Here is a 12,967-nt window from a genome sequence, read left to right as displayed (position 1 = left end):
CTCCTATTCCTGGATTGCTTCGATCGCGCGAGCCGCGCCGGTCGGATCGGCGTTGATCTGCACGGACGGCGTGGTTCCCGAACCGCTCTCGGCGCTCCGGCTGGCACAGGGCAGCCATTGGCTGCGATCGAGCCGCAGCCGTTGCAGCTCGGCCGGGTCGCATGAAAATGGATTTGGGGATCCTTCTTGCGGCGCGGCAATGATCCGCGCGGTCTGGGAGGCCCCGACGTTGTTCAACGACAGGAACTGTCCGAGCAGGGCGGTGAAATCCGAGGCCTGGTTGATATATTGGCCGGTCACGCCGGCATTGAGACTTCGAGCGGACGAGTTGAGCTCCCAGGCATCCTTGTATTCGCCAACTTGTCCGACGCCGCCGGCGAGCGCGTCGATCTGCGAGGAATTGGCCGTCATCTGTGCGGAGCTGGTGTCGAGGTCGGCTGCGGCTTTGGAGAGGGAATCGAGAGCGCCGCTTTGAGCGGCGCCGCCCGGTCCGCTAGAGGTCACGATGCTGATCGCCGGCGGGGACGCCGCCGGCGCCTCTCCGCTGGAGACGTAATTGTCGAAGGTGCCGTGCCATCGGCCGACGCCCGAAGCCCACTCAGCCTGTTCGGCGGCATTCGAGCCGTTATAGAAGCTCGCCAGGCAGCTGTAATTGCTGGCGCCGCATTGTGCGACGCCTTTGCCGAGATATTTGACGCCACCCTCGATGTTTTGCTCATTGATGTCGCGATCGAAGCCGAGTTGCCTGCCCGTTCCCTTTGTCAGTTGCATCACGCCCTTGACGCCGGTGTGCGAGCCGGCACAGCTGTCCAAGCGGGATTCCTGGTAGGCGACCGACAGCGCCAGGCCCTCCGGAACGCCATATTTTTGCGCATAGTAACGGATGAGCTTTGCGTTTTCGGCGTCGCGGCTCAGCGCCTCGCCAGGGGAGCGGCTGAACATTTGTGACCTGTACTTGTTCGTATAGGTGCAAACGAGGCTCTTTTTCTTCTCCTTCTCGTCGAGTTTGGTTTCTTGCGATTTCGTGCTGTGCTCTTCGTCCTGCGCGCGCTTGTCCAGGTTGGAACCGTCGATGACGGCGATCTGGGCCAGCGCCGGGAGAGCCGTGATCTGCCCAGGCATGATCGCGGCCGCGGCGATCACGCTGCTAAGCCGCTTCTTCATGCTCGCTCTCCCATCCGCAAAGGTATGGCAGCCACGCTTCCGGCTCTTGCCCGTAAATCTCGCGCAGCCGTTCGCATTCCTTGATGTTGGCTTCGTTGGTCGACAGCACCTTGATGAGGTCGGGCATGCCCGACAGGTCGAGCTTGGCCACGATGGAATCGCTGTCATGCTTGACCAGGAAGGTGCGCGTTTCCTTGGCGGTGCGGCGCACGAACTCGAACTCCTTCGCCGTCAGCGAGAAGCGCGCCATGTAGGAGTCCTTGCTCGCCTTCGGATTGGGGAAAAAGATGTTGGTTTTCGTCTGCTCGATCAGCGAGGACGAGATCGACGAGTTGACCACATCCTCGGCCGTCTGCGTGCCAAAGCCGACGACACCGTTGCGCCGGCGGATCGTTTTCAGCGTCTCGTTGATGAAGGCGGCAAACACGTCGTCATCGAGCAGCTTCCAGCCTTCATCGAGGAACATGAGAAGCGGCGTGCCGTCGATGATCTCTTCGAGCCGATGGAAGATGTAAAGCAGGGCGGCCGAGCGCAATTTTTTGTCGGCCAGGATTTTTGTCATGTCGAACCCGACCACCGGCTTCGAGAAATCGACGAGATCGACGGGGTTGTTGAAGAGCCAGCCCTTGTCGCCAGGATCGAGCCACGGTTCAATGCGCGCCGCGAGATCGTTCATCCCCGGCGCCAGCGAGCCGCGCAGCACTTCCGGCAGCAGCTCGAACGTGCGCTGTTGGCGCGGGATCTTGTAGACCTTGTCGACGGCCGTGTTGATCACGCGCATTTCGGCCACGTCGAGCGAACCGTCGTCAGGGGTGAGGATGTAGCGCAGCAGCCCCTCGAGAAACGTGCGGTTTTCTGCCGTGTCGTCCAGCTGGAGCGGCGCAAAGCCGGTGGCCTGCATCGGCTCCATGACTTCGTAGCGGCCGCCGAGCGCGCGGATGAAGAGCTCGGCGCCCCGCATGTAGTCGAAGTAGACTGAGCGGGGTCGCGGCGAAATCCGCATCGCCTGCGCCATCAGGAATGACAGCACGACCGTCTTGCCCGAACCGGTCGGTCCGAAAACGGTGAAGTGACCCACGTCGTGAACGTGAAAGTTGAAATAATAGGCTGTCTGGCTTGTCGTCTCGAGGAGCGCGATCGGCCGCCTCCAGTGCAGTCCCTCACGCTGGCCTGAGGGAAAATTGTGGCCCGAGAACAGCCCGGCAAAGTTCAGCGACGAGATCAGGGCGCGGCGCGCAATGTAGCTGAAATTGCCGGGCAGCTGTGCCCAAAACGCAAGTTCGGTGTTGAGCGTTTCCCGCACCGGGACGATCGACATGCGCGACAGTTCGGCGGTGATGTCGGACAAGGTTCGGTTGAGCCCTGGGATGTCGGCAGCCAGCGCCATCACCGTCATGTGGTGCTGCCCGAAAATGACCTCGCCACCTGCAAGCTTGTCGGCGCCAGCGTGCACTAAATCCTCGACCGTGGTTCCGGCCTCATCCGAACCGCTGACCTGGTTCGAGATGGTGTTGATGCGGCGCATGGCCGTAACGCGATCTTCAATCGCGAACGACTGCGTCAGGATGAATTCATGCGGCAGCCGCAACAGGCCATCCAGCGAGCCGGGTGCCGTGAAGGGCGGGTATTCCTTGATCGACACCATGGCGCCAATCTTGCTTGTCTGCGCCCCCCTGATCTCCAGAGCGGATTTGCCGAAAAAGATTTGCCGCGTTGCGCAGGCAGTTGCCAAACTCATGCGCGGCAGCGGCATTTCGATGTCCGCGCCGCCGGCAAGGATCTTGGCGATGAATTCGGCAGGTTCGGAAAAAACACTGTCGCGCCGCGTCACCACGCCCAGGAGCCGCGCGCCATAGGCCGAAAAGTCTTTCACCACGCTATTGAGAACATCGTGCAGTTCGGCCATGGCCTCATCACGTGTCTCTTCGCCGGCCGTGCTGATGCGCAACGCATTGAGCGCCTTGTCGACCCAGCCGACACGCCCGACCATCGGGCGGCGGATCAGCGTCAAAAAGGCCTCGTTGACGAACAGGTTCTTCGAGCCCAACTCGTCCATGTAGCGGGCATCGAGCTCGGCCACGAACGGGTTTTCGAAATCCCCTTCAATCTCCGGTGTCACGTGACGCCGGATGATGGTCGCATAGGCGGCAAAACGGGACGTCGACAGGTTGCGGAATGTCGTGTTGCGATTGAACAGGCGGCTGTTGAGCTCTGCCTGATCCATGGTCTGGAAGGGCAGGCCGCCAAGTTGGATGACGCCGAGTAGAAAGCCGCTTTTGGTGACCACCAAATTGTCGTCGACGTGACGCAAATAGGGGACATGGGCCTCGACCGGCTTTTCCCGTTTGCGCGCTTTCGCGAATTTCAGGTCGGCGTTCACGGTCACGGTGAATAGCTCCTCGCGCCCCAAAAGCCCGAGTTCGCCACCGCGTCCCGTTTCGACAGTCGGCGTTCGACTATGTGGAAGATGTACGGGTCGCGCTGGCACAGATAGGCGCTGATCAGATGGGTCGCACTGAATAGACCGAGGCCGAGCGTGAAGCTGCTGGTCGCGATGAATCCGATGACGGCAGCCATGCCGTTAAGCGCGAACACCTCGTAGCGCACACCCCATTTCATCGGTGGGCGCGTCAGGGGCAGGCTGACCGGCTCGACATAGACCTCTTCGTCCTCCATCGGTCACGCGCCTCCAGCGGTGGACCGGATGGAATCGACCAGAGCTGCAGCACCGAAGACCAGAGCGATGCCGATGATGATCGAAAGCGCCATCATCCACACCAGCCTGCCGGTCATGGCAAGGAAGCCGAGAAAGCAAACTGCTATGATCCCGAAAGATCGAGCAATGCTGCCCTGCAGGACACCGACAAACCATTCCAGCACGCCCTCGACCGGGGCAGCCGACTGCGCGTATGCGCTCGCCGGCGCCAACGCCGTTCCGATCGCCGCGGCGGCCGTAAACTGCAGGGCGAACCTGCCCGCCTTTTTATAATCCATCCTCGTCTCACTCCTTTTTCAGTCGCCAAAATCCATGACGTGACCATCTTGCCAGGCGACGCCATCGACCGGGTCGGTCGCGCCTGCGCGATGATCGTCAATAGGGGTGGGAAGGGGAGCCTTGATCAGCTTGCCGAGCTTCCAGCGATTGAGCACCTTGACCACGTATTTCGTGGTCTCGTCGTTCACCGGGATGCCGTTGGCTTTGTAAACGTTCTGCTCGCCTGCATTGTAGGCCGCCAACATCAACAGCGGATCATGGAACTCGTCATAAAGCGCCTTCAGATAGCGGACGCCGGCACGGATATTGGCTTTCGCGTCGCATCTGTCGGCCACACCAAGACGCGACGCTGTCGCCGGCATGAGCTGCATGATGCCGAGAGCGCCCGCGCGAGACGGCCCTTGATTGCCGCCCATGTCGCTTTCCGCCCAGGCAACCGCTTCGGTCAGATCGGGATCGAAGCCCTCTTCTTCGGCGACCTGGCGCACCAAGGCCGCGGCCCGCCCGCGATCTGCCGGCGCACACCCGCCGCCAATCGTCGATCCGTGATCAGCATCGGAAAAGGTCGAAACCGCTGGGCGGGCCGGCAGAGCAAACGCTGCCGCGATGCGCGTCGAGGTCGTGTTATCCGCATGTGCGCCGAATGGCGCCATGACGGCTGAGAAAGAAAGCGCAAGCGCGATCCGGTTTTTCATTGCGCTACCGATTTTGACATTTTACTATGGGTACATGGAGCCAAAGTAAAGTGTCAATATGAGAAGCGTGGTCGAGGCCATTTTTCCGATGAAGCAGTTTGTCTTCCTCGCGGCATTGTTGCTCCACAGCACCGTCCTAGGCGCCGCCGATCTGGGCACGAACGAGCCGCATCCGTTCGAGCAGCCGTCGACCGCGTATCTGCAGAAGTTCGCCAAACCTGGCGAAAAGACCTTCGTCTACGAGCGCTACGACGCACGCGGAGGCCTTTTTCAGCGCGACGTAACAGCGCTAACCAAGCCGGTGGAGATCAAGTCCGCGACCGAACGCGTCATCAACGGCGTCACCTATAGGCTGCGGGGCCTCGCGGCCTGTCCGAAGCCCAAGATCACCTACAAGGCTGAGGAGTGGGATTGCACGAAGGCCGTGCGGGACTATGACGACCCCGTCTATAACACCCGCGCATCCGTCTTGTTGTGCAAGACGCTGGTCCTCAAAAGCCAATCCGGCGTTCCAGACGCGGTTTCGTGTTTTGCGCTCGTCGGGGCTGGCAATGCCAACGACCCTTATGCGGTCTCCTATGACGACGATTCCATGGTCTTCTTTGACATGGCTGCGATCGGCCGCAACAAGGACGGCAAGTCCCTGCGGCCGGATCTCGAACATGCCTCCGATCTCGGCAAGCGGTTCCAGGCCGATGAAGCGAACTAGCCTCGCCGCGCTCATCACACTCGCGACCGCTCACGCCGTAAGCGCCGAAGGCGCCGCGCCAGCAAGCGCGACGGCCGCTCCCTTCCTGGTGTCGAAAAGCGTCGAACTGCTGACCGGAGATACGTGGCGCGACGATGGCAAGCTCTACCGGCTTTATGGTGTGCAATCATGCTTGCGGGGCACGATCGCCCTGGATGCCAATGGCAAGGAGCTCGATTGCGGCAACGTCTCGCTCGCCCACCTGGCCGCCCTTTTTTCGACAGCGGCCGTAACTTGTCAGCCTATCGCCTTGGCTCTGGACAATGCGACTTTTGTCGTGTGCGGGGCGAAACTCGGCGGCAATACGATCGACCTTGGGACCGCCCTCATCGCGGCCGGTTACGCGTTCGCCGCCACCGACGCGAAACGCAACGCCGTTAGCGGCAACTACCTCGTGGCCGAGGTCAACGCGAAGATGAAAGCTGATGGTCTGTGGGCGATGAAGTTTCAACATCCCATTGGACTTCTGCTGAAACGGCCAAAGGAGCAGGACCGTTGAACCACGAACATGAATCGAGCCGCTACTACTACCCTGTCGAGGGCCGCACGGACGGTGCAATAGCCGGCGCCGTCGGATTCATCGCCATCATCGCGGTGCCGGCGCTGACCTATGCCGCATGGCACGCGTTCGCGTCTTGGATGTCCGCCCTCTTTTCTTAGATCGGCAAGTCGACGAAAGATCGCAGCAGCTCATGCAGGTCGTCCGAATCCACGTCGCACCAACCGTCGTTCATGAGCCGCTCGAAATGTGCGGCCTTCATCTTCAGCTCGCAAACATCGGCAACCGGCGCCATCGCTGCCTGGCGGCGGACAACCGCCTCCTCCGCCATCACGGCGTCAAGCCGTGGTCCGATCAGCGCCGCCTCGGCCTCTTCGGCTTGCATCAAACGGTTCCCGAGACTCTCCACCTTTGCCATGGCTTGGCGGTGCGCCGCGATCAGAGCCGCGACTGCGTCCGTCTCCTGCGCTTCTTCGTTGCAGCCCGCCAGTTCAACAGCCATTTTCCCTGCTCCGAGTGATCCGCGCCCCGCCCGCTCGCCCGTTGCACCGAGTTGAGAAATACGTTGATCAGGGACGATGGCACGATAGGATACGAAGACTAGCGAAACCAAGCGAAACCAGAGCCTGCAAGTAGTTGTTTAAGAATGGAAAATTATTTCTCCCGCCGCCGAGAGACGGGAGTGATTTCAAGGAATTGTTCAAACGATTGGCCGCTGCGGGTGCGGGTCGGCCATTGGGCAAAGATGGATTTCCTGCAGGCCCATGGACGCCTGAGCTTCTTGCAGAAGCGATTTCACAAATTGATTCCAACCGGATTGGAGTCGATCTGCGAACAGTGCAGCTTTGGTTTCAAGAGAACGAGAAGGGAATCAGCGCTGCTAACATCCGTTGGCTGGCGAGGGTTTTTGGGTGCGATGATCCGGTGGCAACCAGCGAATGGCAGATGGAGCTTAGTGCGGCGCAATCGCGGTTATCGGCCAAGAGACGAGAATGGAAGAGAGCCGGAAGCAGTGTTGCACACGAGATTCCAGATACAGCACTGGCTGCGACCTCCGATGAGGACACAGCCTCTCCGGCAGAGCTAAAACGGGATACTGACGCCAAGGGGCAGAGGCGGCGTTTTAGTTTGGCGAGGAAATCGGAGGCGTTTTTTAGTCACGGATCTCCCCTGAATTTACCGGCGTCGGTGTTTGCGGGTGTCACCGCTCTTGGGTTTTTGTCGTATATTACCGGGATTCACAGCGTGACATATGGCCGGGCGGATGGCGTCGTCAAGCAGGTTGGGTTTCTTTGGACAGCGAATTGGACATTCGTCTTCATGGTATTTTTGCCGCTGTTTTTTGCCTTCGTGACCGAGCTAGTGACCTTTTGGAAAGATGAAGGCCGCCCAAAGCTTGTGGGGAATGGCAATAAGATGGAAAGCGACGATGCCTGGGCCCGCAGCGTAGAAGCTTCTTCGCATTCATATTGGGCGGTTTTTTTGATTTGTGTGCTGTTCGCCGGTCTTTTTCAGTGGATCGGCGTGTGTTTGCTCCCGCTGATCAAGGGCGGTGGCAATTATGCGACGGACTGGGGCAAGTTGGCGATTGTGCGCCCTGAACTCATATCGGTGCCGGAAGAGGTCGTGTTCACCGGGCTAGCTTACCTCTATATGTGCCTGTGCTTTTATCTTTTCTTTGTGGGTCTCATTTTGCTTTACACGGTTGTTCATGACCTTTGGAGAATTGGCGGGGCCTCGAAAAGTGGGACGGAGGCGGATTATCAACGTGAGCTCAACGAAGTCGGTCTCAGGGTGATGCATGGGATTTTTCGCTGTACTGTTTTGGGGGTTCTGATCGCGATAGTCATGAAGCTCCAGAGTGCTTACCTGACATCGCGTGGAGAAAATATCGTGGCTTGGTTGGTCGGCGATATGTCTTCAGCCTTCTATGGCGGCAACGACGTGAGCGCCGGGATCAGCTACCGTAGACCTACCCATTACAGTAGCCTTCTTATCGCTATTTCGACCTGTGTTGTATTTCTGTACGGCTCCATCCGTTTAGGTGTCGAACGTCGGTTTCGTATATCCTTGTGGAGGATGTCAGCGATCGTAGCGTTACTCGTGGCTGGCTACTTGCTGATCGATGCATTTGCTGGCTTTTCGATCCTTCTGGGAGTTGGAGTGCTGTTCGCAATATTCGGTCTGTTTGATCCAGGGCTGGGGCGATGGCAAGCGAGTAAGTTGGAAAACAATCAGAGTGTATCATAGTTGGCTTGATCATTGGGATGAGCGGCGGGCGCGACGCGGTGAGGAAGGGAAGAAACCAACGGATTTCATCCTTGACGCGGACCGCGCCTTTCCGGGCGCGGGGAAGATTGCAAGCATCGAGGAATTTTGTGTCCTTGCCGACCAGGCCGTGGCTGATCCAGCCTTTTTCGATGAGCCGAGTGAGAGCGATGAGCGTTTTGAATGGAAAGATGGTTGGCTAAAATTTCCGTCGGACATTGCGACTGATATCGCACCGAACAATGTTGTGTGGGCGAAAGTCACAGAAAGCGGGTCGTTCGATCGGGCGATGGTGATCTTTCACCATTGGAATGCAAGCGCGCGGAACCGTCGGATTGCCAGTTTTTTCTCGCGGCGTGGTATCACCGTTGTCGAGATTGCCATGCCCTATCACTTCGAGCGCAGCCGTCCTGGCTCCGGCCACGCCGATTATATGCTTAGCCCCAACCTCGGGCGAACGATCCAGTCCATAAGGCAGGCAGTATTGGATGGGCGAAAGCTCATACGTTGGTTGAAAAGCGAAGGCTATAGAGAGATTTCGGTTCTTGGTATGAGTTTAGGGTCCTGGGTCGCGGGGTTGATTGCTGCGCGCGACCAGGCCGTGTCAAAAGCCTCGCTGTTCCTGACGGCGGGGAGTCTAGCGGACATGGTCTGGACGGGCCGCGCGACACGATCGATACGCGATAGCCTTGAGCCTGAGATTGAGCCGACCGATCTCAGAAGGGCCTGGGCCCCACTTAACTTAGAGAATTACGCACATAGTCTGGCACGGCCTGATCTCGATCTTCACATCGTGTTGGCCAAGAGAGACAAAGTGGTGTTGCCGGCGCTCTCGGCGAGGTTCATGCAGAGGCTGGAGAACGCCGGAGCCAGGCTAACTATTTTGGCATTGAACTGTGGTCACTATTCACTTGCCATGCCGCCTTACATTTTGTTGGCCGGTTTGAGCGTGAAACGGTTTCTGTCGTGTGTGGACAACTCTCCCCTGGGTTGGCGGCGGAAGCGGTAGTTTCCTCGTGCGGCGCGCACTGCCTTGGCCATCGCGTTGTTTATGGCGTCGAGGTCGCAGTTCGGGATGAAATTTGCGGCCGGCCCACCGGCGCATGGCCTTATGCTCTTCGTGACCGCTGTCGCGCCATGCTTCGAGGAACTCGGCATAGCCGTGCGGGCCGCCGACGTCCTCTGGCGGCCCTGACCGGCCAGCTGCAATGCAGAGAGGATAATTGCGCCTGCCTCGCGCGGAAGGCGTTCCAGACGGAGCAGATGGCGCCAGTTGTCGCCGAAGTCGTACTCATAGAGGATCGTGATGGGCTGCTCGTCGGGATCCTAGGCAAAACGAATCGACCATCCGTAACTCGGTTGCCTCGAAGATGCGATTGGCGGTGAAGCCGTCCTCGTCGAACTCCGGCGCGCCATAGATGATGCCGCCGATGTTGAACTGGCGCAAATGGCTATCGGTCCAACCAAAGGAGGCCTGGAGCACCTCGTGGAGTTGGGCAAGGTTGAGCGCCATCGGCAGCTCGAGGGTACGGCTAATCCTCGGTTCAATTCCGATAATGTGGGGCCTCTGCGCGCACGAGGGTAGCTGTCGGGAGCGAAAGGGTCGAGCACGTGGCAAGCATGCCGCGCGTGAATGGCGTGGGCAAGGGGGGCGGCAATTACGGCGCGACGAATGTGGCGATGGATGCGACGACATTTCGCGGGTAGGAACGCCGCCGCGAAACAACCCCGATTGTTAATCAGCCAGCCGTCCCGCGCAACGCCTCCCTCCTACGCCAGCCGAGAGAACATGAGCAGGTACAAAGACCATCGCAAGCCGCGTCGGCATCGAGATGACGACGAGCCGTTTTCTTTCCGGAAAGTCTATCGTGCCCAGCTTCTTTCAGCGGCCACCGCCCGCGGTCGCGGCACCAGTCGACGCCCAGGTGAAGTGGTTCAACGCAAGCAAGAGGTTTGTGGTTCGTGACGATCCGCATCGATTGAGTCCAGAAGAACCTATAGTACTCTGACTTTCAAAGAGGGATGCACGGCTATGGGGCCGCCCTTCTTCTCGCCTGCCAGTCCTTGCGTGAGAGCCTGTAGAGTGCGTGGCGCTTGAGTTGCGGATGCGTGTGCGGAACGCAGGGATGGTCAAAGTCGCTGGAAAGATCGTGGCTCATGCCAAGACGTTCCATCACCGCCGTCGAGCGAAGATTGTTCCACACGGCGAAGGACATGATCTCGTCAAGGCCGAGCGTTTCAAAGCCGTAGGCGAGCCAAGCTTCCGCCGCCTCGGTGACATAGCCTTTGCCCCAGTATTCAGGCGCCAGTCGCCAGCCTATCTCGACGGCGCCGGCCGGCACCACAGGTTCCATGTCGGCGAAACCTAGCCCAACGAAGCCGATGCACTCGCCGGAAGCCGCAATCTCGACAGCCGACCAGCCGAATCCATCCCGGTCAATGACGTCCCGCATTTCGTCCATCCTGGCGTCTGACTGGGGGCGGTCGCGGCGGAATGGAAAGAATTTCATGACGCGCTCGTCGGAACTGATCCGGTGGAAGAGCTCGCGGTCGCGGTCCTGCCAGTTGCGCAGTATCAGACGTTCGGTGCGGATCGGCGTCATTTCGATAAATTCTTTCCGGCGAATACCATAAAGGTGCATAACTTCGCGCGAGCAGACCTTGAAGCAGCGGCCGCAGCCGATGCAGGGTCGGTCAGATATTCCCGCATCCATCTCGAGCCGTCGCGGATGGTGAAATCGCTTCTCATCGTCAATTCTCCGACGCAGCAAGCTCTCTTGCAGTTGCTGAGCGCACGTCGTGCAGACACCATGCTGAAGCAAGCCGCCCAGAATGATCAGGGCGTTGTCGTGGGCACCGGCTGGTGATCCGAGAGGACGAGCTCATCACGATCACCGACCACGAGTTGGACGCCCTGGGAGGATACTACCTGACGTGGAACGACAACCGGCTGCGCGACTGGTTGCGCAAGATTTCGGCCGAAGAGCGGAGCGTTTGAAGTTGGAGCTCGCGCCCGGCGCGCTTTTGAACGGCGCCCAGAGGCACAGCGGTGAGGTGATCAGCATCAGGGGTTCGGGATGATATTTGGAGGGAGTGGACTTGGACAAAAATCCTTGATCTCGAATTAGAGCTTCGTGGCTGCTCCCATTCAGGTACGGGTCAGGAGAATCGGTGTAGGCTGAAACGAGTAAACTCTCGGCTTTTACTTTCTCAAGCGAAAGCAATCGAAAGAAAATTAGACTGCTGCCATGCCGACCTTTCCCATATACCTATTTTGGAGGCTGCAAAATGGAGGTAGTATATTAATTTCATGGTATTCTCACCCATCCGCGCAAGCCGGAGAATTGTCGGGCAGATTCCGTGCCAGCGGCGTTTGCCACGAAAAAGGATCGCTAATAGAGTCCATGTAGAAGAAGTTCGTCGCTATGCGACGGCGGCCTTAGGATTAGCCGTGGCGTCTCTAGGATATGCATGAGAAGCGTCCTTTTTCCGAGCCGGAACTCACAACTGAGCGGCGCCTGCAATAACGTACGGCCATGATCTCGCAGAATGCGAGTTCCTTGGATGAAAGTTTTAAGAAATTTCTGCAATAACCTTGTTAAGTACTAGAGCATCTTTGATGAACGCAGATTCGCGTGAGGACCTTCACGCGATAGGACCTGTCTGATTCTCTGTCCCGGTGATTTGCGAGGAGGTGATGATGACGTGCGCGGGGCGATCGAGAAGGTTGGCGCGCGGCTCCTTGTCACGCCGCTGATCCTGTGGGCCGGCAGGTTGTCCATGACCACGATGTCACCTGGGCTAAGCTCGGGTGCGAGAACCTGCTTCGCATAGGCGAGGAAGGCAGAACCATTCATAGGGCCATCAAGCAGCATTGGTGTCACTCGTCGTCGACGTCCCGGTACTGCGGGGGAGCCTTGCCGATCTTGCTGACGATCCTTGGGCAATTGGCATCGGGCTGCGCCTGCCGGTGCTATCACATTGATTGAGCGGTAAGGAAACTGAGGTAGCAGCGCGCCACATGACCGTGAGTGCACCGACCTTGCGTCTATCGGGCGGGAAGCAGCCGCGCCACCAGTTCCGACGTGTTGCGCACCCCGACCTTTGCGATCATGTTTGCGCGATGGACTTCTACAGTCCTTGGGGAACAACCAATGGACCGGGCCATTTCCTTGCTGGTGAAGCCGTTAACAAGATAGCGGGCAATCCGCGCCTCTGCGGCGGTCAGGCCGTGACCATGGCTATGTTCTGCCGCGACCGGGCGATAAGACCAGATCGCCAATTCTTGTGGATCGTGCTGATCAAGCGCGGCACCATACGCCTCCATCCAAACCACCTCTCCGTCCTTTCGGCGCATGAAGCGGGCATCGCGGTAGACGGGATCGGACTGCATGGAGCGGCGGGCTTTTTCGCCGATCACCTCGTAATCGGTTTGACCGGGGTACAGTATTCTCATCGACTGTCCCTCAACCTCGCGGATCGACCAGCCAAAGACGGATTGGACGCGATGGCTTGCCCGCAGGATGACGCGATTAGAAAGCACCAGCGTCGCGTCGGGCGCATGCAGGAAGCCGATGCGATCAAGATTGCCCAAGTTT

15 protein-coding genes and 2 pseudogenes are annotated in these 12,967 nt (G+C 58.9%); 7 read left to right on the top strand and 10 right to left on the bottom strand.

The window, feature by feature from the left end; translation table 11 throughout:
* Positions 1–3 precede the first annotated feature (3 nt).
* From EH240_RS17870 to EH240_RS17850, 5 genes are read right to left on the bottom strand one after another with little or no spacing between them, the layout of a single operon-like run.
* Entirely contained in the window at positions 4–1,164 is a 1,161-nt protein-coding gene (locus EH240_RS17870; protein WP_125000590.1) for a transglycosylase SLT domain-containing protein, read from the bottom strand.
* On the bottom strand, positions 1,148–3,550 hold the full coding sequence (locus EH240_RS17865; RefSeq protein WP_125000587.1) for a VirB4 family type IV secretion/conjugal transfer ATPase: 2,403 nt from the start codon (positions 3,548–3,550) through the stop codon (positions 1,148–1,150). Before EH240_RS17865 ends, EH240_RS17870 begins: the two co-directional genes overlap by 17 nt.
* Complete coding sequence (locus EH240_RS17860; protein WP_095488713.1) at positions 3,547–3,840, bottom strand: VirB3 family type IV secretion system protein; 294 nt, start codon at positions 3,838–3,840, stop codon at positions 3,547–3,549. The genes EH240_RS17865 and EH240_RS17860 overlap by 4 nt, the downstream gene beginning before the upstream one ends.
* 3 nt (positions 3,841–3,843) lie before the next feature.
* Positions 3,844–4,158 carry a TrbC/VirB2 family type IV secretion system protein gene (locus EH240_RS17855; protein WP_095488712.1) on the bottom strand — a complete coding sequence of 105 codons (315 nt, stop codon included), beginning with the start codon at positions 4,156–4,158 and terminating at the stop codon, positions 3,844–3,846.
* Between the two features lie 18 nt (positions 4,159–4,176).
* Complete coding sequence (locus tag EH240_RS17850; RefSeq protein ID WP_125000584.1) at positions 4,177–4,854, bottom strand: lytic transglycosylase domain-containing protein; 678 nt, start codon at positions 4,852–4,854, stop codon at positions 4,177–4,179.
* A gap of 88 nt (positions 4,855–4,942) precedes the next feature.
* Here EH240_RS17850 and EH240_RS17845 point away from each other — a divergent pair, with 88 nt between their 5' ends.
* The 3 genes from EH240_RS17845 to EH240_RS38020 are packed head-to-tail and all read left to right on the top strand — an operon-like array spanning position 4,943 to position 6,262.
* Positions 4,943–5,563 (top strand): cystatin family protein, encoded by a 621-nt coding sequence (locus EH240_RS17845; protein ID WP_125000581.1) that lies wholly within the window; start codon positions 4,943–4,945, stop codon positions 5,561–5,563.
* Positions 5,550–6,101, top strand: coding sequence for a thermonuclease family protein (locus tag EH240_RS17840; RefSeq protein ID WP_125000578.1), 552 nt, complete (start codon positions 5,550–5,552; stop codon positions 6,099–6,101). The genes EH240_RS17845 and EH240_RS17840 overlap by 14 nt, the downstream gene beginning before the upstream one ends.
* The gene (locus EH240_RS38020; protein WP_167484062.1) at positions 6,098–6,262 is read left to right on the top strand and encodes a hypothetical protein; all 165 of its coding nucleotides are present in this window, start codon (positions 6,098–6,100) and stop codon (positions 6,260–6,262) included. The genes EH240_RS17840 and EH240_RS38020 overlap by 4 nt, the downstream gene beginning before the upstream one ends.
* Here the strand turns inward: EH240_RS38020 and EH240_RS17835 are convergent.
* On the bottom strand, positions 6,259–6,714 hold the full coding sequence (locus EH240_RS17835; protein ID WP_125000575.1) for a hypothetical protein: 456 nt from the start codon (positions 6,712–6,714) through the stop codon (positions 6,259–6,261). The genes EH240_RS38020 and EH240_RS17835 overlap by 4 nt on opposite strands.
* Positions 6,715–6,737: 23 nt before the next feature.
* On the opposite strand from EH240_RS17835, the gene EH240_RS17830 reads away from it, so the two are divergent.
* The gene (locus tag EH240_RS17830) at positions 6,738–8,351 is read left to right on the top strand and encodes an RcgA family putative transporter (protein ID WP_125000572.1); all 1,614 of its coding nucleotides are present in this window, start codon (positions 6,738–6,740) and stop codon (positions 8,349–8,351) included.
* Positions 8,341–9,378 (top strand): alpha/beta fold hydrolase, encoded by a 1,038-nt coding sequence (locus tag EH240_RS17825; RefSeq protein ID WP_125000569.1) that lies wholly within the window; start codon positions 8,341–8,343, stop codon positions 9,376–9,378. The genes EH240_RS17830 and EH240_RS17825 overlap by 11 nt, the downstream gene beginning before the upstream one ends.
* Here the strand turns inward: EH240_RS17825 and EH240_RS17820 are convergent.
* Positions 9,277–9,882, bottom strand: a pseudogene (locus tag EH240_RS17820) (plasmid pRiA4b ORF-3 family protein). The gene EH240_RS17825 and the pseudogene EH240_RS17820 sit on opposite strands and share 102 nt — an antisense overlap.
* 517 nt (positions 9,883–10,399) lie before the next feature.
* Entirely contained in the window at positions 10,400–10,972 is a 573-nt protein-coding gene (locus tag EH240_RS17815) for a GNAT family N-acetyltransferase (protein ID WP_125000566.1), read from the bottom strand.
* Between EH240_RS17815 and EH240_RS38015 the strand changes: the two genes are divergently transcribed.
* On the top strand, positions 10,904–11,236 hold the full coding sequence (locus EH240_RS38015; protein ID WP_167484056.1) for a hypothetical protein: 333 nt from the start codon (positions 10,904–10,906) through the stop codon (positions 11,234–11,236). The two genes, EH240_RS17815 and EH240_RS38015, sit on opposite strands and share 69 nt — an antisense overlap.
* Positions 11,233–11,367 carry a hypothetical protein gene (locus tag EH240_RS39665; RefSeq protein ID WP_281035134.1) on the top strand — a complete coding sequence of 45 codons (135 nt, stop codon included), beginning with the start codon at positions 11,233–11,235 and terminating at the stop codon, positions 11,365–11,367. Before EH240_RS38015 ends, EH240_RS39665 begins: the two co-directional genes overlap by 4 nt.
* A gap of 748 nt (positions 11,368–12,115) precedes the next feature.
* Here the strand turns inward: EH240_RS39665 and EH240_RS39065 are convergent.
* Both EH240_RS39065 and EH240_RS17810 read right to left on the bottom strand, forming a co-directional pair.
* Positions 12,116–12,247, bottom strand: a pseudogene (locus EH240_RS39065) (IS630 family transposase); the annotation flags it as partial.
* Between the two features lie 170 nt (positions 12,248–12,417).
* Entirely contained in the window at positions 12,418–12,963 is a 546-nt protein-coding gene (locus tag EH240_RS17810; protein WP_206075280.1) for a LuxR family transcriptional regulator, read from the bottom strand.
* Positions 12,964–12,967: the final 4 nt, after the last annotated feature.

The sequence above is a fragment of the Mesorhizobium tamadayense genome (assembly GCF_003863365.1).
Classification (GTDB): domain Bacteria; phylum Pseudomonadota; class Alphaproteobacteria; order Rhizobiales; family Rhizobiaceae; genus Mesorhizobium; species Mesorhizobium tamadayense.
The sequence above is the reverse complement of the archived record's forward strand: the minus strand, read 5'-3'. Positions and strand labels throughout refer to the sequence as shown.

Coding starts and splice junctions, on each gene's coding strand:
- EH240_RS17870 (WP_125000590.1), bottom strand. CDS start 1,164: ATGAAGAAGCGGCTTAGCAGCGTGATCGCCGCGGCCGCGATCATGCCT.
- EH240_RS17860 (WP_095488713.1), bottom strand. CDS start 3,840: ATGGAGGACGAAGAGGTCTATGTCGAGCCGGTCAGCCTGCCCCTGACG.
- EH240_RS17855 (WP_095488712.1), bottom strand. CDS start 4,158: ATGGATTATAAAAAGGCGGGCAGGTTCGCCCTGCAGTTTACGGCCGCC.
- EH240_RS17850 (WP_125000584.1), bottom strand. CDS start 4,854: ATGAAAAACCGGATCGCGCTTGCGCTTTCTTTCTCAGCCGTCATGGCG.
- EH240_RS17845 (WP_125000581.1), top strand. CDS start 4,943: ATGAAGCAGTTTGTCTTCCTCGCGGCATTGTTGCTCCACAGCACCGTC.
- EH240_RS17840 (WP_125000578.1), top strand. CDS start 5,550: ATGAAGCGAACTAGCCTCGCCGCGCTCATCACACTCGCGACCGCTCAC.
- EH240_RS17815 (WP_125000566.1), bottom strand. CDS start 10,972: ATGACGCCGATCCGCACCGAACGTCTGATACTGCGCAACTGGCAGGAC.